The 22,136-nt window shown below is 67.7% G+C and carries 16 protein-coding genes; 6 read left to right on the top strand and 10 right to left on the bottom strand.

The genetic code is table 11. The annotated features are described in order from the left end of the window. Window position 1: 1 nt before the first annotated feature. The 5 genes from ACXU4B_RS05030 to ACXU4B_RS05010 are packed head-to-tail and all read right to left on the bottom strand — an operon-like array spanning window position 2 to window position 5,905. Window positions 2–1,345 carry an acetyl ornithine aminotransferase family protein gene (locus ACXU4B_RS05030; protein WP_131408340.1) on the bottom strand — a complete coding sequence of 448 codons (1,344 nt, stop codon included), beginning with the start codon at window positions 1,343–1,345 and terminating at the stop codon, window positions 2–4. Continuing rightward, the gene (locus ACXU4B_RS05025; RefSeq protein WP_131408338.1) at window positions 1,342–2,145 is read right to left on the bottom strand and encodes a CoA-transferase subunit beta; all 804 of its coding nucleotides are present in this window, start codon (window positions 2,143–2,145) and stop codon (window positions 1,342–1,344) included. The genes ACXU4B_RS05030 and ACXU4B_RS05025 overlap by 4 nt, the downstream gene beginning before the upstream one ends. Next, window positions 2,142–2,987 carry a CoA transferase subunit A gene (locus ACXU4B_RS05020; protein ID WP_131408336.1) on the bottom strand — a complete coding sequence of 282 codons (846 nt, stop codon included), beginning with the start codon at window positions 2,985–2,987 and terminating at the stop codon, window positions 2,142–2,144. The genes ACXU4B_RS05025 and ACXU4B_RS05020 overlap by 4 nt, the downstream gene beginning before the upstream one ends. A 4-nt stretch (window positions 2,988–2,991) precedes the next feature. Next, the gene (locus ACXU4B_RS05015) at window positions 2,992–4,575 is read right to left on the bottom strand and encodes an aldehyde dehydrogenase family protein (protein ID WP_131408334.1); all 1,584 of its coding nucleotides are present in this window, start codon (window positions 4,573–4,575) and stop codon (window positions 2,992–2,994) included. Window positions 4,576–4,585: 10 nt separating this feature from the next. Continuing rightward, entirely contained in the window at window positions 4,586–5,905 is a 1,320-nt protein-coding gene (locus ACXU4B_RS05010) for an aminotransferase family protein (protein WP_131408332.1), read from the bottom strand. A 105-nt stretch (window positions 5,906–6,010) separates the two neighbouring features. On the opposite strand from ACXU4B_RS05010, the gene ACXU4B_RS05005 reads away from it, so the two are divergent. The 5 genes from ACXU4B_RS05005 to ACXU4B_RS04985 all read left to right on the top strand — a co-directional run bounded on the left by ACXU4B_RS05005 (window position 6,011) and on the right by ACXU4B_RS04985 (window position 14,121). Beyond that, window positions 6,011–6,829, top strand: coding sequence for an IclR family transcriptional regulator domain-containing protein (locus ACXU4B_RS05005; protein WP_131408330.1), 819 nt, complete (start codon window positions 6,011–6,013; stop codon window positions 6,827–6,829). Beyond that, on the top strand, window positions 6,822–8,024 hold the full coding sequence (gene pcaF / locus ACXU4B_RS05000; RefSeq protein WP_131408328.1) for a 3-oxoadipyl-CoA thiolase: 1,203 nt from the start codon (window positions 6,822–6,824) through the stop codon (window positions 8,022–8,024). Before ACXU4B_RS05005 ends, pcaF begins: the two co-directional genes overlap by 8 nt. Next, a complete protein-coding gene (locus tag ACXU4B_RS04995) occupies window positions 8,021–9,415 on the top strand; it encodes a M20/M25/M40 family metallo-hydrolase (protein ID WP_131408326.1) in 1,395 nt (464 codons plus the stop codon). The genes pcaF and ACXU4B_RS04995 overlap by 4 nt, the downstream gene beginning before the upstream one ends. 97 nt (window positions 9,416–9,512) lie before the next feature. Continuing rightward, window positions 9,513–11,540: a tetratricopeptide repeat-containing sulfotransferase family protein gene (locus ACXU4B_RS04990; protein ID WP_131410368.1), complete on the top strand. Its 2,028-nt coding sequence runs from the start codon at window positions 9,513–9,515 to the stop codon at window positions 11,538–11,540. A gap of 43 nt (window positions 11,541–11,583) precedes the next feature. Beyond that, a complete protein-coding gene (locus ACXU4B_RS04985; RefSeq protein WP_131408324.1) occupies window positions 11,584–14,121 on the top strand; it encodes a TonB-dependent receptor in 2,538 nt (845 codons plus the stop codon). Window positions 14,122–14,205: 84 nt separating this feature from the next. Here the strand turns inward: ACXU4B_RS04985 and ACXU4B_RS04980 are convergent, their stop codons facing one another. Further along, window positions 14,206–14,631, bottom strand: coding sequence for a GFA family protein (locus ACXU4B_RS04980; protein ID WP_131408322.1), 426 nt, complete (start codon window positions 14,629–14,631; stop codon window positions 14,206–14,208). A gap of 109 nt (window positions 14,632–14,740) precedes the next feature. Next, on the bottom strand, window positions 14,741–15,835 hold the full coding sequence (gene ydiK / locus ACXU4B_RS04975) for an AI-2E family transporter YdiK (RefSeq protein ID WP_131408320.1): 1,095 nt from the start codon (window positions 15,833–15,835) through the stop codon (window positions 14,741–14,743). A 232-nt stretch (window positions 15,836–16,067) separates the two neighbouring features. Here ydiK and ACXU4B_RS04970 point away from each other — a divergent pair, with 232 nt between their 5' ends. Further along, complete coding sequence (locus ACXU4B_RS04970) at window positions 16,068–17,621, top strand: S10 family peptidase (protein ID WP_131408318.1); 1,554 nt, start codon at window positions 16,068–16,070, stop codon at window positions 17,619–17,621. A gap of 91 nt (window positions 17,622–17,712) precedes the next feature. On the opposite strand, the gene ACXU4B_RS04965 is transcribed toward ACXU4B_RS04970, so the two are convergent. The 3 genes from ACXU4B_RS04965 to ACXU4B_RS04955 form a co-directional block, all read right to left on the bottom strand. Next, window positions 17,713–18,750, bottom strand: coding sequence for a TraB/GumN family protein (locus tag ACXU4B_RS04965; RefSeq protein WP_131408316.1), 1,038 nt, complete (start codon window positions 18,748–18,750; stop codon window positions 17,713–17,715). 209 nt (window positions 18,751–18,959) lie between these two features. Next, entirely contained in the window at window positions 18,960–20,390 is a 1,431-nt protein-coding gene (locus ACXU4B_RS04960) for an aldehyde dehydrogenase family protein (RefSeq protein ID WP_131408314.1), read from the bottom strand. Window positions 20,391–20,406: 16 nt separating this feature from the next. Beyond that, window positions 20,407–22,050, bottom strand: coding sequence for an acetolactate synthase large subunit (locus ACXU4B_RS04955; protein ID WP_131408312.1), 1,644 nt, complete (start codon window positions 22,048–22,050; stop codon window positions 20,407–20,409). Window positions 22,051–22,136 lie beyond the last annotated feature (86 nt).

Below are 22,136 nucleotides of genomic sequence, written 5' to 3'. Positions count from 1 at the left end.
GTCAGCGCCCCGCCAGCGCCTGGTCGAGGCTGGCACGCAACAGCAGCATGGCCTCGTCGATTTCGCTGGTGCTGACGCTCAGCGGCGGCATGAAACGCACCGTGCTGGTACCGCAGGAGAGCAGCAGCAGGCCGTTGTGGAAGGCGCGGGTGACCACGGTGTCGCACAAGGCACGCGCCGGCGTGCGCGCGGCGTCGCCTTCCACCAGTTCCATACCGATCATCAGGCCCTTGCCGCGCAGCTCGCCGATGCACGGGTAGTCGAGTGCCAGCTCGTGCAGGCGTGCCATGAAGTGCGCGCCGGTTGCGGCCGCGTTGGCGGCCAAGCCTTCGGTGACGAGATCCAGCGTGGCATTGGCCGCCGCGCAGGCGATCGGATTGCCGCCATAGGTATTGCCGTGGGCCCCGCGCTTCCATTGCGACATGATGGATTTCTTCGCGACCACCGCGCCGATCGGCAGGCCGGAACCCAGCCCCTTGGCCAGCGTCATGATGTCGGGCACCACGCCGGTGTGCTCGCAGGCGAACATCTTGCCGGTGCGGCCCACGCCAGACTGCACCTCGTCGAAGATCAGCAGGATGCCGTGCTCGTCGCAGAGCTCGCGCAGGCCGGCGAGGAAGCCGTCGGGCGGAACGATATAGCCGCCTTCGCCCTGGATGGGCTCCACCAGGAACGCCGCGACTTCGGCCGCAGGCACGCTGCGCTCGAACAGCATGCGGATGTAGTCGAGCACGGCCTTGCCCTGGTCGGCACCGGCGAACAGCGGACGGTACGCGTTCGGATACGGCACGTGGGTGACGCCCGGCATGGTCGGCGCGAAGCCGAGCTGCTGGGTGTACTTGCTCGAGGTGAACGACAGTGAGCCCATCGTGCGGCCATGAAAGCCACCGAGAAAGCCGATGTAGCGCGGGCGCCGGGTCACATAGCGGGCCAGCTTGAGGGCGCCTTCCACCGCCTCGGTGCCGGACTGGCACAGGAAGCTCATGGCCGCTTCGCCGGCCAGCGTCTGCATCGGCGCCACCCGGGCGAGGCGTTCGCCCAGGCCCAGCATCTGCTCGTGCCAGTAGTCGCTGGAAATGTGCAGGAAGCGGTCCGCCGCCGACTTCACCGCCTCGACCACGCGGGGGTGGGCATGGCCCGTCGCGCACACGGCGATGCCGGCGGCGAAATCGAGGAAGCGGTTGCCGTCGACGTCCCACACTTCGGTGCCGCGGCCGTGCGACATCGCAAACGGGTAGTCGCGCGGATAGGAGGGCGAGATGACCTCGGCGTCCCTGGCGATCATCGCGGCCGCCTTCGGGCCGGGCAGGGTGGTCTTGATGTGGGCCGGGTTGGGCACGGTCATGGCGATCCCTCGGGCTGGAGCGGAAGATGGACGGGGCGCGCATGCGCTTCGCGGGTGCGTGCGTTGAGTGCGCGCAAGGTGTCGAGTTCGAGTGCGCTGGGCGGGGCAATGGTGTCGAGTTGCGCGGCCGTGCGCAGCGGCCAGCCGACCGCGGCGCGCGCTTCCTCCACGCTGCCATCGGCGTACAGCGCCACCAGTTGCAGCTCTTCGGTCTCGGGATGCGGCGCGAGCAGGCCGACATCGGTGATCACCGCGCGCGGCCCGCCACCGGGCGCGCCGGCGCGTGCGCGGGCGCCATGGCCATCGAGGTAGCCGGCGCTGGTGCAGAAGTCGAGGCGTTCCACGAAGCTGCGCGGCGAAGCTTTCGCCATCACGAACACTTGTTTGGCATGCAGGGCGATTTCAGGCGCGCCGCCGGCGCCGGGCAGGCGCGTCACCGGTGTCCCGTACGCACCGATCACCGTGCTGTTGAGGTTGCCATGGCGGTCGATCTGCGCAGCGCCGAGGAAGCCGACGTCCACGCGCCCGGCCTGCAGGTAATAACTGAAGACTTCCGGCAGCGACACCACGCAGGCGGCGGTATCAGCCAATTCGCCGTCGCCGATCGACAGCGGCAGCACGTCCGGGCGCGTGCCGATGGTGCCGGACTCATAGATCAGCACGATGCCGGGCGCGTGCGTCAGCCGGGCCAGGTTGCATGCGGCGCTCGGCAGGCCGATGCCGACGAAGCAGACTGCGCGATTTTGCAACAGGCGAGATGCCGCGATGGTCATCCATTCGTCGCGGGTGCATCCACTCATGAGGCGGCCTTCTGCAGGCCGGCGAGGAAGGCGCGATGATCGCGCGCGCCGATCACATGCTCGTTCATCCATGCCCGGAACGGGTCGCGCTCGCGTGCGATCGCATCCCAGCGCTGGTAGAAGGCGTTGTCGCGGGTGTAATGGCCCTGCGCATACGACGGATAGGCGCCGCCGGGGCAGTGCACCACGGCGCCGACGATCCAGTGCGGCAGGACGATGGCGTTCATGGCTGGCGGCAGCTCGTCGACGACCTCCTCGACGGTGACGATCAGCGTCTGCGCCGCCAGCGCGGCTTCGCGCGCGGCACCGATGATGCCCTCGATGGCGACATTGCCTTCGCGGTCGGCGCGTTGCGCATGCAGGATCGTCACGTCCGGATTGATCGCGGGCACGGCGGCCAGCGACTCGCCGGTAAACGGGCAGGTGACGTGGCGGATGTTCGGGTTGCGGGCGGGCAGGTCGGTGCCGACGTAGCCACGCAGCACGCCGAAAGGCAGCCGTGACGCGCCGGCGCAGAACGCGGCGGCCATGCCGGCGTGGCTGTGTTCGTCGAGTTCAAGCGGGTTGGGCCACTGGTGTTCCACGGCGTCGCGCAGCCGGTGCAGCGAACCCACGCCCGGGTTGCCGCCCCAGGAAAAGGTCAGCTTGCGCGCGCAACCCATGCCGATCATCTGGTCGTAGACCAGGTCCGGCGTCATGCGGATCAGGTGCAGGTCGCGCTTGCGCTGGCGGATGATCTCGTGGCCCGCGGCGAACGGAATCAGGTGGGTGAAGCCTTCGAGTGCGATGCTGGCGCCGTTGGCGACGCAGTTTTCGATCGCATCGGCAAGCGAGAGATGCATGGACTCACTCCACCACGGTGCGTGACTGCTCGCGCAGGTATTGCGCGAGGTAATAGAACGAGGCGATCGCCTTGCCGGTGGAGCCCGAGCCCTTCCAGCCGCCGAACGGCTGGTAGCCCGGCCACGCGCCGGTGGTGGCGCCCTGCGGCCGGTTGGCATAGGTCACGCCAGCCTCGATGTTGTCGTGGAACCAGGACACTTCGGCCTCGCTGCCGAAGAACCCCGCGGTGAGGCCCATGGCTGAGTCATTGGCCAGCCGCATCGCTTCGTCGCGGTCCTGGTAGCGGTGCAGCATCAGGATCGGCACGAACATTTCGTACTGCCACAGGGGATGCGACAGCGGCGCCTCGGCGAGCAGTGGTTCGACGTAGTAGCCGCTGGCGAGCGCCGGCTCGGCCGCATGGCCTTCGCCCAGCTGCGCGCCACCGCGGATCAGGCGCGCGCCGCCGGCCCGCAGCGCTTCCGCGTATTGCCGGTAATTGGCGTAGGCCGTCGCATTGACCACCGGCCCGAGCCAGTTTTCGCGACGACGCGGATCGCCCACGCGTATCGCGTCGATCTGTGCCTGCAGGCGCTCGATCAGCGCATCGGCGACCTGCTCGTGGACGTACAGCCGCGACAGGGCGGAACACTTCTGGCCGCCCATGCCATAGGCCGAGCGCACGATGCCCGCCGCGGCGCGGTCGAGGTCGGCGTGTTCGGTGACGATGCACGGATTCTTGCCACCCATCTCGGCAATGCACGGGCGCGGATATTCGCCGCTGGTCATCTGCTGCATCAGCTGGCGTCCCACCGGCACCGAGCCGGTGAAGGTGATGCCCGCGGTATGCGGATGCCGCACCAGGGCCTCGCCGACTTCACGCCCGGCGCCCGAAAGATAGTTGAACACGCCCGGTGGCAGTCCCGCGTCACGGATGCAGTCGGCCAGCAGGCGGCCGGCCCACGGCGTGTCACTGGCACCCTTGAGCACGACCGTGTTGCCGGTCACCAGCGCGGCCGCGGTAGGACCGCCCGCCAGGGCGAGCGGAAAGTTGAACGGCGCGATCACCACCCATACCCCGTACGGCCGCATCACGCTGGCGTTGTGCGAGGCCACGCCGTCGACCGGGTCGTCCGGGAGCACGTTGGCGTAACCCGCGTGGCTTTCGAAGTCGTCGGCGTAGTGGCGGAAGAAATCCACCGTTTCCTGCGCTTCGCCCAGCGCTTCCATGCGGTTCTTGCCCACTTCGAGCGTGAGTGCGGCGGCGATGTCGTAGACGCGCGCTTCCATGATCTCGCCGACGCGGCGGATCAGCCGGGCGCGCTCGGCCACCGGCCTGGCCCGCCATGCCGGGTAGGCGGCGCGTGCCGCTGCCATCGCGGCATGCGCATCGGTGGCGTCGGCCAGCGCGAAGTAGCCAAGGCGCAGCTGGCTGTCGAACGGCGCGCGGCGCTCGACATATTGCGCGGTGTCGCAGTCGGCACCGTCGATGAACAGCGGATGGCGCGCACCGGGGTTGCCTTCGACGCGCTTCATCGCTTCCTCGAAGCGCTCGTGCATCGCCTCCGGCGGGTTGTACATGGTGGCGTACGTGAGACGGAAGCTCATCGATGGATCCTCAGAGGGCAGCAGGGAAGAAGCGCGCCAGCAGGCGATCGAGCAGGGACAGGGCGTCGCCCAGGTCCTGTTCGTCGATCACCAGCGGCGGCGCCAGCAGGATCAGGTTGCCGCGGCAGGCGAACGACGCGCCCTCGGCCATGGCCGCCTCGAGCAGGGTTTGCAGTGCGCGCGGCGTTTGCGGCCACGGCGACAGCGGTGCGCGGGTGGTGCGGTCGGCCACCAGTTCGAGCACCGCGAACAGGCCATGGCCGCCGCGCACGTCGCCGATCACGGCGTGGCGCGACTGCATGGCCTGGAGCTCGGTGAACATGCGTTGGCCCAGCGTGCGCGAGCGTTCGATCAGGTGCTCCTGCTCGTAGGCACGCAGCGCCGCGAGGCCGGCCGCGCAGGACAGCGGATGCCCGCAGTAGGTCAGCCCGGTATAGAGCATCTCGTGCTCGAGGCGGGCAGCCATGTCCGCCGACAGCACCACGGCGCCGAGCGGCAGGTGCGCGCCGGTCAGGCCCTTGGCCAGGGTCATCAGGTCCGGTTTGCCGGCGTCACCGTAGCGCTGCCACGCGAACCATTCGCCGCAGCGACCAAAGCCGCTCATGACTTCGTCGGCGATCAGGGCGACCTGGCGCGCCCGCGTCGCTTCGCGCAGGCCCGGCCAGTAGTTGTCCGGCGCGACGATGCCGTTGGTGCCGGCATTGGGTTCCATCATCACTGCGGCGATCGTGGCGGCGCCGGCATGGTCGATGGCTTCCGCCACCGCGGCCACGGCGCGTTCGCCGCAGGTGTGTGCGTCGTGGCTGCCGAACGCACCGTGGTAGGCGTAGGGCGGCGGCACGTGCAGCACGCCGAAGGCCGCGGGATCGACCTGCGCACGCGTGCGTGCGTCGCCGGACAGCGCCATGCAGGCGTAGCTCGCGCCATGGTACGAGCGGTCGCGCGTCACGATCTGGCCGTGCGGCTTGCCGCTGGCCTGGCGGGCGAATTTCACCGCGTTCTCGTTGGCGTCCGCGCCGGCCAGGGTGAAGAACACGCGTCCACCCTCGAAGCCGGCCTTGTCCAGGATCGCCTCGGCCAGCTCGGCGCGCGGCTGCGCGCCCCAGGCCGAAGTGACGAAACACAGCTGCTCGGCCTGCCGGCGGATCGCCTCGACGATCGCGGGATGCTGGTGGCCGAGGTTGCTGCACTCGGCCAGGCTGCTCATGTCCAGGATGCGGCGGCCATCGGCCAGATGCAGGTGCGCGCCGCTGCCGCCGACCACGGTCGGCGCTCGCCAATCTGACTGCACGCACCAGCTATGCAGGACGCTGTCGTGTTCGCTTGCCAAGCCTCTCCCCCCGGATGCAGCTTGTTCGATTACCGAACGTAAATTCGTATTGCGAACTCATTGGAATCCTTCTACGCTCGACCTGTCAATGGACACTTGTGGCATATGGCATCGGAACCCTTCGAGGACAGTGCTGACTACGTGCAATCGCTGGCGCGCGGCCTGCAGGTGCTGCGCGCCTTCAGCCACGATCTGTCCAGTCCCAGCCTTACCCAGGTGGCCGAACGCGCGGGCCTGTCCCGCGCGGTGGCGCGCCGCCTGCTGCTGACGCTGCAGCACCTGGGCTACGTCGGCAGCCGCGGCCGCAGCTTCTATCTGATGCCGCGCGTGCTGGAGCTGGGCTACAGCTACCTGTCGTCGCTGGACCTGAATGAACTGGCGCAGGAAACGCTGGCGCTGCTGTCCGAGCGCGTGGGCGAGTCCTGCTCGCTGGCGGTGCTCGACGGCGGCGACATCGTCTACGTGCTGCGCGTGCCGGTGCGCCGCGTGATGAGCGTGGCACTGGGCATCGGCGCGCGCCTGCCGGCCTTCGCGACCTCACTGGGGCGCGTGGTGCTGGCCGACCTGACCGACGCCGGCCTGGCGACGTGGATGAAAGGGCAGAAATTCCGCGCGATCACCTCCCATACGCTGCACACGGCCGCCGCGCTCAAGGCCGAGATCAAGCGTGTGCGCGAGCAGGGCTATGCGATCGTGGCGCGCGAGCTGGAAGTGGGCCTGTGTTCGATCGCCGTGCCAATCCATGCCGCCGATGGCCGCGTCGTCGCGGCGCTCAACGTCGGCATGCCATACACGGATGACGCCCCCGCACGCGCTGTGCGGCTGATCCTGCCTGCCCTGCAGGACGCCCAGCGTTCGATCGAACACGCGATCCAGCGTGGTGGCTGGCAACCGCACCTGGCCCTGACGAGGGTCTATGAATAGCGCCTTCCTGGTCGATGCCACGCGCACGCCGTTTGGCCGCCATGGCGGGGCGCTGTCCGGCGTGCGCGCGGACGACCTGGCGGCACTGCCGATCAGGGCCTTGATGGCGCGCCACCCGGGGCTCGACTGGGCCGCGGTGGACGAAGTGATCCTAGGTTGCGCCAACCAGGCGGGCGAAGACAACCGCAATGTCGCACGCATGGCGTCGTTGCTGAGCGGGCTGCCGATGAGCGTGCCCGCGGTCACCGTCAACCGCTTGTGCGCCTCGGGCCTGGAATCGATCGGGCAGGCGGCGCGGGCGATCGCCTGCGGCGAGGCCGACCTGGTCGTGGCCGGTGGCGTGGAGAGCATGTCGCGCGCCCCTTATGTGATGGCCAAGGCCAGCGGCGTCCTCGCACGTGACCAGCAGCTCGAAGACACCACACTGGGTTGGCGCCTGGTCAACCCGCGCATGCAGGACAGCTACGGCGTCGATTCGATGACGCAGACGGCCGAGAACCTGGCGCGCGAGCATGGCATTGACCGCGCCGACCAGGACGCCTATGCCTGGCGCAGCCAGCAGCGCGCCGAGCATGCGCGGCAGCAGGGGTGGCTGGCCGAAGAAATCACCGGAGTCGAAACGACCTCGGGCAAGCAGGCCATCGCCGTCGTCGCCGACGAGCAGCCGCGTCCCGCGACCAGCCACGAACAGCTCGCGGCGCTCAGGCCGCTACTGGGCGAGGGCAGCAGCATCACCGCCGGCAATGCATCCGGTCTCAACGATGGCGCCGCCGCAGTGCTGGTGGCATCGGAACAGGCGGTACACAGGTACGGCCTCGAACCGCTGGCACGCATCAGCGGCATGGCGTCGGCCGGCGTGGCGCCGCGCGTGATGGGCCTGGGCCCGGTGCCGGCGATCCAGAGGTTGCTCGCGCGCATCCGCCTTGGCCTGGCGGACTTCGATCGCGTCGAGATCAATGAAGCGTTCGCAGCGCAGGTGCTGGCGTGTGCGCGCACGCTGGGCCTGCCCGACGACGCGGCGCATCTGAACGCGAACGGCGGGGCGATTGCGCTAGGCCATCCGCTCGGCGCGAGCGGCGCACGCCTGGCGATGAGTGCCGCGTTTGCCCTGCGCCGCCATGGCCAGCGCCGTGCGCTGGTCAGTCTTTGTGTAGGCGTGGGCCAGGGCCTGGCCCTTGCGATGGAGCGAGCATGAATCGAGTGTTGATCAGCGCAGTCTTTGCGGCCCTCGGCCTGTCGGCGATGAGCGGACAGGCAGCCGATGCCGCGTTGAGCGCGCAGAACGCCCTGGGCCGCGAGCTGTTGAATGAGCTGATCACCACGGACACCACCTCCGAGCACGGCAGCACCACGGTGGCGGCAAACCGGCTGGCCCGGCGTTTCCTCTCGGAAGGGTTTGCGCCGGCCGACGTCCAGGTGGTGGGGGACGACCCGCAGCGGCGCAACCTGGTGGTGCGCCTGCGTGGTCGCGGCGAGCGCGAGCCGGTCCTGCTGCTCGCGCACCTGGACGTCGTCGAAGCGCGCCGCGAGGACTGGCACGTCGACCCGTTCGCCCTGACCGAGCGCGACGGCTACTTCTATGGCCGCGGCACCATGGACATCAAGGGCGGCGCCGCAGGGCTGGTCAGCGCCATGCTGCGCCTGCATCGCGAAGGCATCACGCCCAAGGGCGACTACATCCTCGCGCTCACCGCAGGCGAGGAGGACGGCACTGCCAATGGCGTGCAATGGCTGCTGGCGCATCGGCCGGAGCTGATCCACTCCGCCTATTCGATCAACGTCGACGGCGGCGGGCCGGAGATCCGCGCGGGCAAGCCGGCGGTGCTGTCGGTGGAAACGGCCGAGAAGGTTTTCCTCAGCTATACGCTGACCGTGCACAACGCCGGCGGGCACAGCTCGCTGCCCACGCCGGACAACGCGATCTATCGGCTGGCGAAGGGACTCGATCGCCTGTCGGCCATGCAGTTCCCGCTGCGGACCAACACCGCCACGCGCGGTTACTACGCCGGACTGGCGACGTTCTATACGGGCCAGACGGCGGCCGACATGCGCGCGGTGGGCAAGGAACCTTCCGATCCGGCGGCGCTGGCACGGCTGGCCGCTTCGTCCGCCTACAACAACTCCCAGTTGCGCAGCACCTGCGTGCCGACCCTGCTGCAGGGCGGGCATGCGGAAAACGCCTTGCCGCAGATGGCGCGCGCCACCATCAACTGCCGGCTGCTGCCGGACGAGGACCCGGACCACGTCGACGCCATGCTCAGGGACGCCGTCGCGGACCCGGGCATCGAGATCAGCCGGGTCGCCCCGCCGCAGCCCAGCCCGCCCAGTCCGGTGGACAAGGCCCTGTTTGCGCATGTCGCAAGCGCGGCGAAGGGGTTGTGGGGCGCGGTCCCGGTGTCGCCGATGATGTCGGCCGGCGCCTCCGACAGCGTTTTCTTGCGGGCGGCCGGCATGCCGTCGTATGTTTTCAACGGATTGCCTTACGATGTGGACGACGACCGGTCACATGGACAGGACGAGCGCATCGTGGTGAATTCCTACTACCAGTCACTCGAGTTCAACTATCGGTTGCTCAAGGACCTATGAGGAACCTGGGCCGCCCGATGCGAAATACCGCCACCTTGCCGCCTTGCCGCGCGTCCCGCGCCGGCCGTTGCCTGCCGTCGCCATGGGCCCGGGCGCGATGACGGCCGCGGGGCAGGCCAGCGGCACGCTGGAGCAGGCGCTGGCGCATACCGCGCGACTGCTGGAAAGCAACCCGGCGATGGCGGCCGAGCAGGCGGCTGAAATCCTCAGGGTGGTCGAACACCAGCCGGTCGCGCTGCGCCTGCTGGCCGCGGCGCGCGCCGCGCGGGACGACCTGCCGGGCGCCATCGACAGCCTGTTGACCCTGGTGCAGACGCAGCCGAACTGGGCACTCGCCCAGCTCGATCTCGGCATCGCGCTGGGCCGTGGCGGGCGGGGCGCCGAAGCCATCGCGGCACTGCGCCGCGCGGTCGTGCTGAAGCCCGACCTGCCGCAGGCATGGCGTGCGCTGGGCGATGCCCTGATGGCGGCCGGCGCGCACGCCGACGCCGATGCGGCCTATGCCCAGCACGTGCGCCATTCCACCCGCGACCCGCGCTTGCTGTCGGCGGCCACGGCGCTGGTCGAAAACCGCATTCCGGAGGCCGAGGGGCTGTTGCGCGAGCACCTGAAGCAGGCGCCTACCGACGTGGCCGCCATTCGCATGCTCGCCGAAGTGGCCGCGCGCCTTGGCCGGCTGGAGGACGCCCAGCACCTGCTGGCGCGTTGCCTGGAGCTGGCGCCGAGTTTCCATGCGGCGCGCCAGAACTACGCGCTGGTCCTGCACCGGGGCAACCAGCCGGAGCGCGCACTGGTGGAGATCGAGCAACTGCTCGCGATCGAACCGGACAACCTTGGCCACCTTAATCTGAAGGCCGCGGTGCTGTGCCGCATCGGCGACTACGAGCCGGCCATTGGCATCTACGGCAAGCTGGTGGCGCGCGATCCGCGCCACCCGAGCGTGTGGATGAGCTACGGCCATGCGTTGAAGACCGCCGGGCACACCGCGCGCGCCATCGACGCCTACCGTCGCGGCGTCGCTCTGCAGCCCTCGTTCGGCGAAATCTGGTGGAGCCTGGCCAACCTCAAGACCTTCCGCTTCAGCGCGGACGACCTTGCCGTGATGCGCGGGCAGCTCGCGCGTGCCGACCTGGGCGAAGAGGATCGCCTGCACCTGGCCTTCGCCGTCGGCAAGGCGCTGGAGGATGCCGGCGAGTACGAGCCGTCGTTTGCCCATTACGCGCAAGGCAACGCGATACGGCATGCCCAGCTCAACTACAGCGCCGGTGAAACGACGGCGCGCGTCGACCACATCCGCGCACGCTACACCCGTGAGTTTTTTGCCGCGCGCGCCGGTGCCGGCAGCGCGGCGCCCGACCCGATCTTCATCGTCGGCCTGCCACGCGCCGGCTCCACCCTGATCGAGCAGATCCTCTCCAGCCACAGCATGGTGGAGGGCACGATGGAGCTGCCCGAGGTCACCTCGATCACGCGCACGCTGCGCGAACAGGCGGACGCTGCCAGCGAGATGCCGTACCACGAGGCGCTGGCGACGCTCGACCCCGGCGCGCTGCGCGAACTGGGCGAGCGCTATCTCGAGCACACGCGCATCCAGCGCAAGACATCGGCACCGCTGTTCATCGACAAGATGCCGAACAATTTCATGCATATCGGCCTGATCCACCTGATGCTGCCGAACGCGAAGATCATCGACGCGCGCCGGCATCCGCTGGCCTGCTGTTTTTCCGGCTTCAAGCAGCACTTCGCGCGCGGGCAGAGCTTCAGCTACAGCCTCGAGGACCTTGGCCACTATTACCGCGACTACGTCGCCCTGATGGCGCATTTCGACCAGGTGCTGCCCGGTCGCATCCACCGCGTCATCTATGAACACATGGTCGACGACACCGAAGGAGAGGTTCGGCGTCTGCTCGACCATTGTGGCCTGCCGTTCGAGGATTCGTGCCTGCGCTTCTTCCAGAACGAGCGGCCCGTGCGTACGGCCAGTTCGGAGCAGGTGCGCCGGCCGATCTACCGCGAAGGCGTGGACCACTGGCGGCACTACGCCAGCTGGCTGGCGCCGCTGGAGCAGGCGTTGGGGCCGGTGCTCGGGTCGTATCCCGAGCCGCCGGCAGGGGGAGTCTTGTAGTAAGCACTCATAGATCGTCGTCATTACCGGGGAGGGGAAGTCGATGCAGAGGGTCAGGCCCAGACAGCCAATACGTGCAGATCGGGTGCGGCTAGCCAGGTTGCCGCTAGCCGCGGCGATCTGTCTTGCCGTTGCGCCACCAGTTTTCGCGCAGGACAACAGCCAGAGCCAGGACAAGAACCAGCAGAACCCGGCGGCTGCACCAGCCGCACCGAGCAAGGCCAAGACGCTGAGCACGGTGACGGTCACCGCGCAGAAGCGCGAGGAGAATCTGCAGAAGGTGCCGGTCAGCATCGACGTGCTGGGTGGCGAGCAATTGCAGGAACTCCACGTCAAGAGTTTCGACGACTACGTGAAGTACCTGCCCAGCGTGTCCTACCAGACCTTCGGGCCGGGCTTCGCGCTGATCTACATGCGCGGCGTGGCCAGCGGCGGCGACGGCAACCACTCCGGCTCCCTGCCGAGCGTGGGCGTCTATCTCGACGAAGAGCCGGTCACCACGATCCAGGGCCCGCTCGACATCCACATGTACGACATCGCCCGCGTCGAGGCGCTGGCCGGTCCGCAGGGCACGCTGTACGGTGCCAGCGCCGAAGCCGGCGCGCTGCGCATCATCACCAACAAGCCCGATCCGAGCGGATTCGCCGCCAGCTACAGCCTCGGCATGGATTCGGTCGATCATGGCAGCATCGGCTATTCGGCCGACGGCATGGTCAACATCCCGATGTCGCCGAGCGCGGCGATCCGCCTCGTGGGCTGGCATGAGCACGATGCCGGCTACATCGACAACGCGGTCGGTACACGCACGTACCCGACCTCCGGCATCACCGTCAGCAACGCCAAGAACTGCCCGCCGACACCGGATCTCGAATGCACCGGCAAGGCCAAGAAGGATTACAACGACGTCGACACCAGCGGTGCCCGCGCCGCGTTGAAGATCAACCTCAACGACGACTGGTCGATCAGCCCGACCCTGATGGGGCAGCAGACGGTCGCCAACGGCAACGTGGCATCCGACCCGGCGATCGGCAGTCTGGCGCTGACGCACTTCTATCCGGAAAAGACCAACGACCGCTGGATCCAGGCGGCGTTGACGGTGGAAGGCAAGATCGGCAACTTCGACCTGACCTATGCCTATGGCCACCTCAAGCGCAACCAGGAAGAGTACAGCGACTACAGCGACTACTCGTTCTGGTACGACACGCTGGCCGGCTACGGTGCCTACATCTACGACAACAGCGGCAAGCTGATCAATCCGTCGCAGTTCATCCAGGGCAAGGACCACTACACGATGAACAGCCACGAGCTGCGCATCGCCTCGCCCAAGGAAGATCGCCTGCGCGTGGTGGGCGGCCTGTTCTGGCAGAAGCAGGTGCACAACATCGAACAGGCCTACATGATCAACGGCTTGGCCGATTCGCTGGCGGTGCCCGGCTGGCCCAACACGCTGTGGCTGACCGAGCAGCAGCGCAATGACCGTGACAAGGCCGTCTTCGGCGAGCTGTCCTACGACTTCATACCGGAGACCTTGACCGGCACGATCGGTGGGCGCTACTTCAAGACCGACAACAGCCTGCAGGGCTTCTACGGATTCAGTGCCGGCTACTCGCCCTCGTCGAGCTACGGCGTGGCCGGCTGCGTCACGCAGACGCCTTACCACGGCGCACCGTGCTCGGACTTCTTCAAGACCACCCAGGAAAGCGGCTCACTCGGCAAGGCGAACCTGACCTGGCAGATCACGCCCACCAAGATGATCTACGGCACCTGGTCCGAAGGCTTCCGTCCCGGCGGCATCAATCGCCGTGGCAGCCTGCCGCCGTACAAGTCGGACTACCTGACGAACTACGAGGCGGGCTGGAAGACCACCTGGTTCGACAACCGGCTGTCGTTCAACGGCGCGGTGTTCCACGAGAAGTGGAAGGACTTCCAGTTCAGCATCCTGGGCGCCAACGGCCTTACCGAGATCAAGAACGCGGGCCAGGCGAAGATCGATGGCCTGGAGTCGGACCTGAACTGGGCGGCCACGTATAACCTGACGATCGGTGCGGGCGTCGCCCTGTACCACGCCAAGCTGACGGAAAACTACTGCGGCTTCACCGACACCAGCGGCACGCCGATCACCTACTGCCCCGCGGGTACGGTCAATCCGCTCACGGGCGACGTGGTGACGGGACCGCAGGCACCGAAGGGCACGCAGTTGCCGGTGACGCCGAAGTTCAAGGGCAACCTCACCGCGCGCTACACCTTCGACATCGCCGGCATGGAAGCCTTCCTGCAGGCGGCGGTGGTGCACGTGGGCGAGCGCACCTCGGACCTGCGCGTGCTGGAACGCGGCCTGGTCGGCAACCTGCCGTCCTATACCACGGCCGACTTCACCGCCGGCATCAAGCGCCACGGCCTGTCGCTCGATGTCTACATCAACAACGCGTTCGACCAGCGGGGACAGCTCTACCGCTATACCGAATGCGCGGAGGCCGTCTGCGCCGCCCACGGCGTGGTGCCGCAGTATCCCAATGGTCAGGTCTATACCGTCATGACCCCGCCACGCACCATCGGCATCCGCCTGAGCCAGGAGTTCTAGGCCAGGCGGCACGCGAAGGCAAAAGCAAAGCCCCGGCGCGAGCCGGGGCTTTTTTTCGGGGCGCATGCGGCGGAAGCCTCGGCGCTACTCCGGCAACACGTCGCCCGAACCGCCCATTTCCTTCGGAAAATCCTTGAGCTTCGGCAGCCCGTCGTGGATGTGTAGCACCGACTCCTGGTAGTTCACATGCAGGGCCGGCTTGAACTTCAGCGAGGGAATCATCGCGGCGAACACATCCACGAGGTTGAACGGCGGATGGTCGGCGAACAGGTGGCCGCCGCACTTGCCGCACCACTTGCGGAAGCTCATCGGGGTCTTGTTGTACGTTTCGATGTATTGCTCGCCCTTGGTCACCTTGAGTGCTTCGGGGGGCCAGAGGGTGAAGGCGTTGACCGGGCCGCCGGACCAGTGGCGGCACGAGCTGCAGTGGCAATAGCCCATGGCCGCGGGCTCGCCGCTGACCGTGAATTCCACCGCACCGCAGAAGCATTGACCCTGGTAGTCGCTCATCGCTCACCTCCGGCAGAGAAGCATTGTGGGGTAATGACCCGCCTATCGAAGCCGTTTCATGCTCCTCGCGTGCCGCGGGGCTGTCAAACGACCGAATGGCCGATGCCTGCTACGGCGCGGGCGCCTCGGGCGGCGGCAGCGGGGCATCGGGCACTTCGTTGATCCAGGTCTCCAGCAGGGTGAAGGTGACGGCGAGCACGGCGGGGCCGACGAAGAGCCCGACCAGGCCGAAGGCAAACAGTCCACCGATGACGCCGACCAGGATGAGCAGCAGGGGCAGGTCCGCGCCACGCTTGATCAGCAACGGGCGCAGGAAGTTGTCCATCAAGCCGATCACGATGGTCCACGCCAGCAGGACGAAGGCGGCCACGTGATGGCCCTGCCAGTACAGCCATGCGACGCCTGCCAGCAGCGGCAGCGCCGGCCCCAGCTGGGCGATGCACAGGATCAGCATCAGTGCCGTCAGCAGGCCGGCCAGTGGCACGCCGGTGACCAGCAGGCCGATGCCGCCCAGCGCGGACTGTGCGACTGCGGTCACGATGATGCCCAGCGCCACGGCGCGTATGGCCTTGCCCGCCAGCAGCACCACGACTTCGCCGCGATCGCCGCTGATCCGGCGCGAGAAGCGGACCACGGCACGCGCGGCGGTGTCGCCCTGCGCGAACAGGATGCCGGCAATCACGGTGGTCAGCAGCAGATGCAGGAACAGACTGCCGATGGAGCCGGCCTGGCTGATCGTCCAGTGGGCGATCTGCGCGGCGTACGGTTTCGCGCGCGCCAGCAGTCCGCCAGGTCCGGCATCGGACAGGTCCTTCCAGTCCGTCGCCAGCTTGGTGCCCACCAGCGGGATGCGCGACACCCAGTCGGGCGGCGCCGGCAGCGAGTAACTGGGCATGGCCGTGATCCATTCGCGGATGTCGTTCGCGCGATCGGCGATGGTCACGACCGCCGCGGCAATCGGCACCACGATGATCAGCAGCATCGCCAGCATCATCACGAAGACCGCCAGGCCGCGGCTGCCGCGCAGGTGGTGTTGGGCCTTGAGCATCAGCGGCCAGGTGGAGACAGTGATCATGGTCGCCCAGATCAGCGCGGCCAGGAACGGCTGCATCACGCAGAGGCTGCCGAGTATCAGCAGGCTGATGATCAGGATCACCAGCAGGTTGCGCACCAGGTCGAACGGCGGGCGGCGGGGCAGGGCCATGGCGAACCTCCGATGTTTGCGCCGGCCGCAGTGTGCCACGGCAAACATCAGCCAAATGTCACGCCGGCGGCACCCCTGCCTAACGGCACTGGTGGCGACTCCCCGGCTTGCCGCCAGTATCGGGTTCGCCCATGGCGCGCCGGCGGTCGCTTCCCTTCGAAGCGGCCAAGCCGGGAGCGTGCCGTGGGTGAGTCGACCGCATCCCCTTGAGTGCTTTCTTGTGAGACCCCTTATGAATCCTGATCTGCCTGTTCGAGGTCGTGTAACCCGTGTGGGGCGGCGTGCCGCCTGGTGCGCAGCCGTGCTGGCCGCAGGGCTGGCGCTGGCGCCGTGGACGGTGGCCGCGGCCGCCGAAGCGAAGCCGGCGGCTGACGCCAGCACCGAAAAGAAGCCGGAAGCCGAACTGCCACCGTTGCCCGCCGACAAGACCATCCGCCAGACAGTCAAGGTAGGTGGGCGCACGGTGTCCTACGAGGCGACGGTCGGCGTGATCCCGGTACGCAACGCCAAGGGCAAGAAGATCGCCGAGGTGGTGTACACGTCCTATACGGTGCCCGGTGGCGATGCCCGCCGTCCGGTGACGTTCGCCTTCAATGGCGGCCCGGGCGCGTCTTCGGTCTACCTCAACATGGGCGCGATTGGTCCAAAGCGCATCCAGTTCGGCGTCGACGGCGATGCGCCGTCGGATGCCGCCGTGACGCAGGACAACCCCAACACCTGGCTGGACATGAGCGACCTGGTCTTCATCGACCCGGTGGGCACGGGGTTCTCGCGCTCGCTGGAAGACGACGAGCAGACCAAGAAAGACTTCTATTCCACCGAGGCCGACATCAAGTACCTGTCGCGCGTGGTCTACGACTGGCTGGTGAAGCATGGCCGCCTGCGCGCGCCCAAGTACGTCATGGGCGAGAGCTACGGCGGCTACCGCGCACCGCGCATCGGCTACGCCCTGCAGACGCAGATGGGCGTGGGTGTGAACGGCCTGGTGATGGTGTCGCCGTACCTCGACCCGGCCGCCATCGGCGATGGCGACGCGCTGTCGCCCCTGCCGTGGATGATCAACCTGCCGTCGATGACCGCCGCCCACCTGGAGAGCCAGGGCAGGCTGACTCCCGCGGCGATGTCCGACGTCGAGTCCTATGTGCGGACGCAGTTCGTCACCGACTACCTGGCCGGCCGCTCGGACCCGGGCGCCATCGCACGCATGGTGCAGAAGGTGTCGGCCTATACCGGCCTGGAGCCGTCGGTGGTTTCCAAGCTCGACGGCCGCGTCGACATCGGCACCTACTTGCGCGAAGTGCATCGCGCCGACAAGAAGATCGGCAGCGTGTACGACTCCAATGTCACCGCGTTCGATCCGTTCCCGGGTTCGGCGCGCCGCCAGTCGGGCGACCCGATTCTCGAGGCGCTGCTCGCGCCGACCACCAGCGCGATGGTCGACTTCGTCACCCGCGAGGTGGGCTGGAAGACGGACGCGCATTACGAGGCGCTGTCGGTCGCCGTCAACAATGCCTGGGACCGCGGCGAAGCGGACGACAAGCCGGTGGCCGACTTGCGCAAGGCGATCGGCAACGACCCGAACATGAAGGTGCTGATCGTGCACGGCTACAACGACCTGTCGTGCCCGTTCTTCACCTCGCGACTGGTCATCGACCAGATGCCGACCTTCGGCCAGGCCCAGCGCGTGAAGATGTCGGTCTATCCGGGCGGCCACATGTTCTACAGCCGTTCCAGCAGCGCGGCAGCCTTCAAGGCTGACGCGGCGGTGCTGTACGGGGCAAAGTAAGCGGCGGCCCGGTCCGGTCCGTCGCTCCGGCCAGCTGGCGCCCCGTGCGGCATGTCGCAGGGGGCGCCGGTACCGGCGACCGACCCTTCGCTTACTGGCCTTGTTCTTCCGGCGAGCGCACCACGTAGCCCAGCTTCTTCAGCTTGGCGAGATAGCCGTCGGGTGCCATCACCTGTTCCATCGACAGGATCGCCACCGTGCGCTTGTTGCGCGTCAGTGCGTCCTGCGCAGCGGAAAACCAGGCATTCTCGATCCGTTTGGGCAGGTCGGGAATGTCGAGCTGCTGCGCGAAATCGCCGTTGATCGCCGCGACCACGCAGGGTTCGTAATGCGTTTTCTGCATCAGCTCGCGCAGGGTCTTCATGTCGCCGGTGGCCCAGGCGTTGGCGCGCTGGGTGAGCTTGGGCAGGTCGTTTTCCACCAGTTGCATGGTCTCGTCCAGGCAGTCGATGCCTTCCTGGCGCGCCTGGTCCGCGGTCTTGGTGATGGCCGGGGCATGCGAGATCACCAGCTCATAGCGCACGCCGATCAGTCGGGCGCCGTGCCGGTGTGCCAGTTTTTCGACCGTGCCGGCGGCGTCGGTGTCGTCGGTCAGGCCGCTTGCATCGAGCGCCTTCTCGTACAGCTGCTCGGCCACCACGATGGGGCGCATGAATTCCAGCGCGTTGTCGTTGCCAAGGTACTGCTGCCTGAGCGCCTTCCAGCGCGTGTACATGTCGGGCGCGAGCAGCTGCTCCAGCGTCGCGCCATCGGGATTGAGCCGCGCGGCCGGCTGCAGGGCCAGGCGGGAGAACAGACTGGGCGGCATTTTCAGCTGCGCCGACGGCAGCTCCAGCAATTCCGATGACCGGCCCAGTGCCTCTTCAAGCTGGACCGACTGCCATTTCATGTGCTTGGGCAGCGGCGACACGGTGCCGATGACCCACAGCACGTGGTCGCCCTTGCGCACTTCCCACAGGGCGGGGCCGGGCTGTTCGCCGGTGACGGTGGTGGCCTGCAGTTCGATCGCCGCGGCGGGCGAGGGCGGCGCCGGTGCCGTGGCCGGGCCGGCAGGCTGGACGGCCGATTGCGCCATGGCGCTCGCGGCCACGACCAGGGTCGCCAGGCAGAATGCGATCTTCCCTTGCATCCAGAAGCTCCTCGTCACGATGCGACGGCCCACGCGCGTGTCCGCCAGTGGCTGCGGCGAGGCGTCGTGGTGGCGCCCGCCGGGTCAGTGACCAACATGATAGAACACCGCCGCGGCGCGAAGTGCCGCGATCGCGGGCCTGCCGCCAGACGCGCCGCTGCTCGGTGGTTCGGGCCGCCGTCGTGCGCCATTTCCTGCGATGGCCCGGCCTAGCGCTCGCGCATCACCATCAGGCGCAGTTCGGTCATGTCCTCGATCGCATAGCGGATGCCTTCGCGCCCGATGCCGGACAGCTTCACGCCGCCGTAGGGCATGTTGTCCACGCGAAAGCTCGGCACGTCGTTGACGATGACGCCACCCTGGTCCAGCTCGTTCCACGCGCGCATGGCGTGGTCGAGGCTGTCGGTGAAAATGCCGGCCTGCAGGCCGTATTCCGAATCGTTGACCATCGCCACCACGTCGCTGAAGTCGCGCCAGGGCGCGAGCAGGGCGAACGGCCCGAAGGCTTCCTGCCGGTTCGCCTTGGTGTCGGCCGGCACGTTCTCCATCAGGGTCGCTTCCAGCATCGCGCCGCTGCGCTTGCCGCCGCACAGCAGCTTGCCCCCGGCCTTGCGGGCTTCCTCGATCCAGCCCTGCAGGCGTGCCGCGGCGGCCTCGTCGATCATCGGGCCGAGGAAGGTGTCCTTCTTCTTCGGATCGCCCGCCTTCAGCTTCTTCACGGCGGCGACCAGCCGCTTCTTGACGTCGTCATAGATGGACTCGTGCGCGTAGATGCGCTGCACGCTGATGCAGCTCTGGCCGGACTGGTAGAACGCGCCGAACACCAGCCGCTCGATCACGTAATCGAGTCTGGGGCCCTGGTCGGCATCGACGATGCAGGCGGCATTGCCGCCCAGTTCCAGCGTCACCTTCTTGTGGCCGGCACGCGCCTTGAGGTCCCAGCCGATCTGGCTGCCGGTGAACGAGAGCAGCTTGAAGCGCGGATCTTCCACCAGCGGATTGGCATGCTTGCCGTCCAGCGTCAGGACGGAAAACGCGCCCCTGGGCAGGTCGGTTTCCGCCAGCACTTCGCCGATGATCAGCGCGCCGATCGGCGTGCGCTCCGCCGGCTTGAGCACGAACGGGCAGCCGGCCGCGATGGCAGGCGCCACCTTGTGCGCGACCAGGTTGAGCGGGAAATTGAACGGCGTGATGAAGGACACCGGTCCCAGCGGTACGCGGCGGGTGTAACCGTGATAGCCGTCCAGGCGCCTGGCCAGCTCCATGTTGAAGGTTTCGCCATTGGTGCGTACCGCCTCTTCGGCGGCGATGCGGAAGGTTTCGATCAGGCGCGTCACCTCGCCATCGGAATCCTTGATCGGCTTGCCGGCTTCCACGCACAGTGCATAGGCCAGCTCTTCGCGTCGTTCGACGAAGCGGTCCGCGCAATGCTGCAGCACCTGCTGGCGCGCCCAGGGCTTGAAATCGCGCATCGGCACCGTGGCCTTGACGGCGGCGACGATGGCTTTCTCGGTGGCCTTCGCATCGGGCACGGCCACGCGGGTGGCGACCCTGCCGCTGTACTTGTCCAGCACGTCCATCGTTTCCTTCGACGTCTGCGGCTGGTTGGCGAGGTAGTAGGGGTAGCTTTTCGCGAGCATGGGTGACTCCGCTGAATCAGACCGCTGCGCTCAGGCGACGGATCTCTTCGTTGAGGATGGGGTGATTGTCGCTGTAGTCGATGACGAGGTCGATCAGGTGCACACCACCCGCATCGAAGGCCCGCTTCAGCGTGGGCAGGAACTCGTCGGCGCTGGCGGGGCGGTGGCCGTGTGCGCCGTGGGCCGCGGCAAGGGCAACGAAGTCCGGATTGCCGAACACCATGCCATAGTCGGCGAAACCCATTTCCGCCTGCTTCCAGCGAATCATCCCGTAAGCATCGTCGCGCAACAGCAGGATGACCAGGTCGAGCTTGAGGCGCACGGCGGTTTCCAGCTCCTGGGCATTCATCATGAAGCCGCCGTCGCCGCAGATCGCCAGCACCTTGCGCTCGGGATAGACCATCTTGGCCGCCATGGCCGACGGCAGGCCCGCGCCCATGGTCGCCAGTGCGTTGTCGAGCAGGATCGTGTTGGGCTGGCGTGCGCGGTAGTAGCGCGCGTACCAGATCTTGTACATGCCGTTGTCCAGGCACAGCACGCCGTCATCGGGCATGTAGCGGCGCGTGTCGTCGACGATGCGCACCGGGTGCATCGGGAAGCGCCCGTCGCGTGCGTGCTCGCCCAGCTGGGCGAGGAACGCCTCGCGCACGCGGTCGAAGAAGCTGAAGTCCCATTGCGGCTGCGGCTGCAGTGCATCGGTCAGGCGTTCCACCGTGTGCGCGATGTCGCCGACGACCTCGATCTGCGGAAAATACACCGCGTCCACTTCGGCCGAGGAAAAGTTGATGTGGATGACGGTGCGGCGGCCCCGCTGCATGAAGAAGGGCGGCTTTTCCACCACGTCGTGGCCGACGTTGATGACCACGTCCGCCGCGTCGATCGCGCGATGCACGAAGTCGCCGTCGGACAGCGCGGCATTGCCGAGCCACAGGGCATGGTCTTCGTCGATCACGCCCTTGCCCATCTGGGTAGTGAAGAACGGTATGCCCAGCTTGTCGATGAAGGCACGCAAGGCCACGGCAGTGCGCTGGCGGTTCGCGGCGGCGCCGATCATCAGGATCGGATGCACGGCGCTGCTGATCGCTTCCGCCGCCTGCACGATGGCGGCGTCGTCGGGCGCGGGACGACGCGCGTATTCGGTGGGCAGCAGCACGGCATCGTCAACCGTGTCGCGGGCAACGTCTTCGGGAAGCTCGAGATGCACGGCGCCGGGACGCTCCTCCTCGGCGCGGCGGAACGCTTCGCGCACGCGTGCCGGAATCGTCGGGGCGGATACCAGCTGGCGCGTGTACTTGGTCAGCGGCTGCATCATGTCGACCACGTCGACCAGCTGGAACAGGCCTTGTTTCTGCTCGCGTATGGGCTTCTGGCCGGTGATCATCAGCATCGGCATGGCGCCGAGCTGGGCATAGGCGGCGGCCGTGACCAGGTTGGTGGCGCCGGGGCCGAGCGTGGACAGCGCGACGCCGGCCTCGCCGGTCAGGCGCCCCCACGTCGCTGCCATGAAGCCGGCAGCCTGTTCGTGGCGCGTCACCACCAGCTCGATGCTGGAGTCGCGCAACGCCTGCACGAAGTCCAGGTTCTCTTCGCCAGGCACGCCGAATATGCGGTGCACGCCTTCCGCTTCGAGCGCCTTGACGAACAATGCTGCTGCCTTCATGCCGCACTCCTCTGGTCGAGGCGCGCAGGATGCGGCAAGGTCCGTTCAGGCTGCGTGAGTCGAGTGCCGCATGCCCGGCGTTGCCA

The organism is Dyella soli, assembly GCF_054482295.1.
The sequence above is the reverse complement of the archived record's forward strand: the minus strand, read 5'-3'. Positions and strand labels throughout refer to the sequence as shown.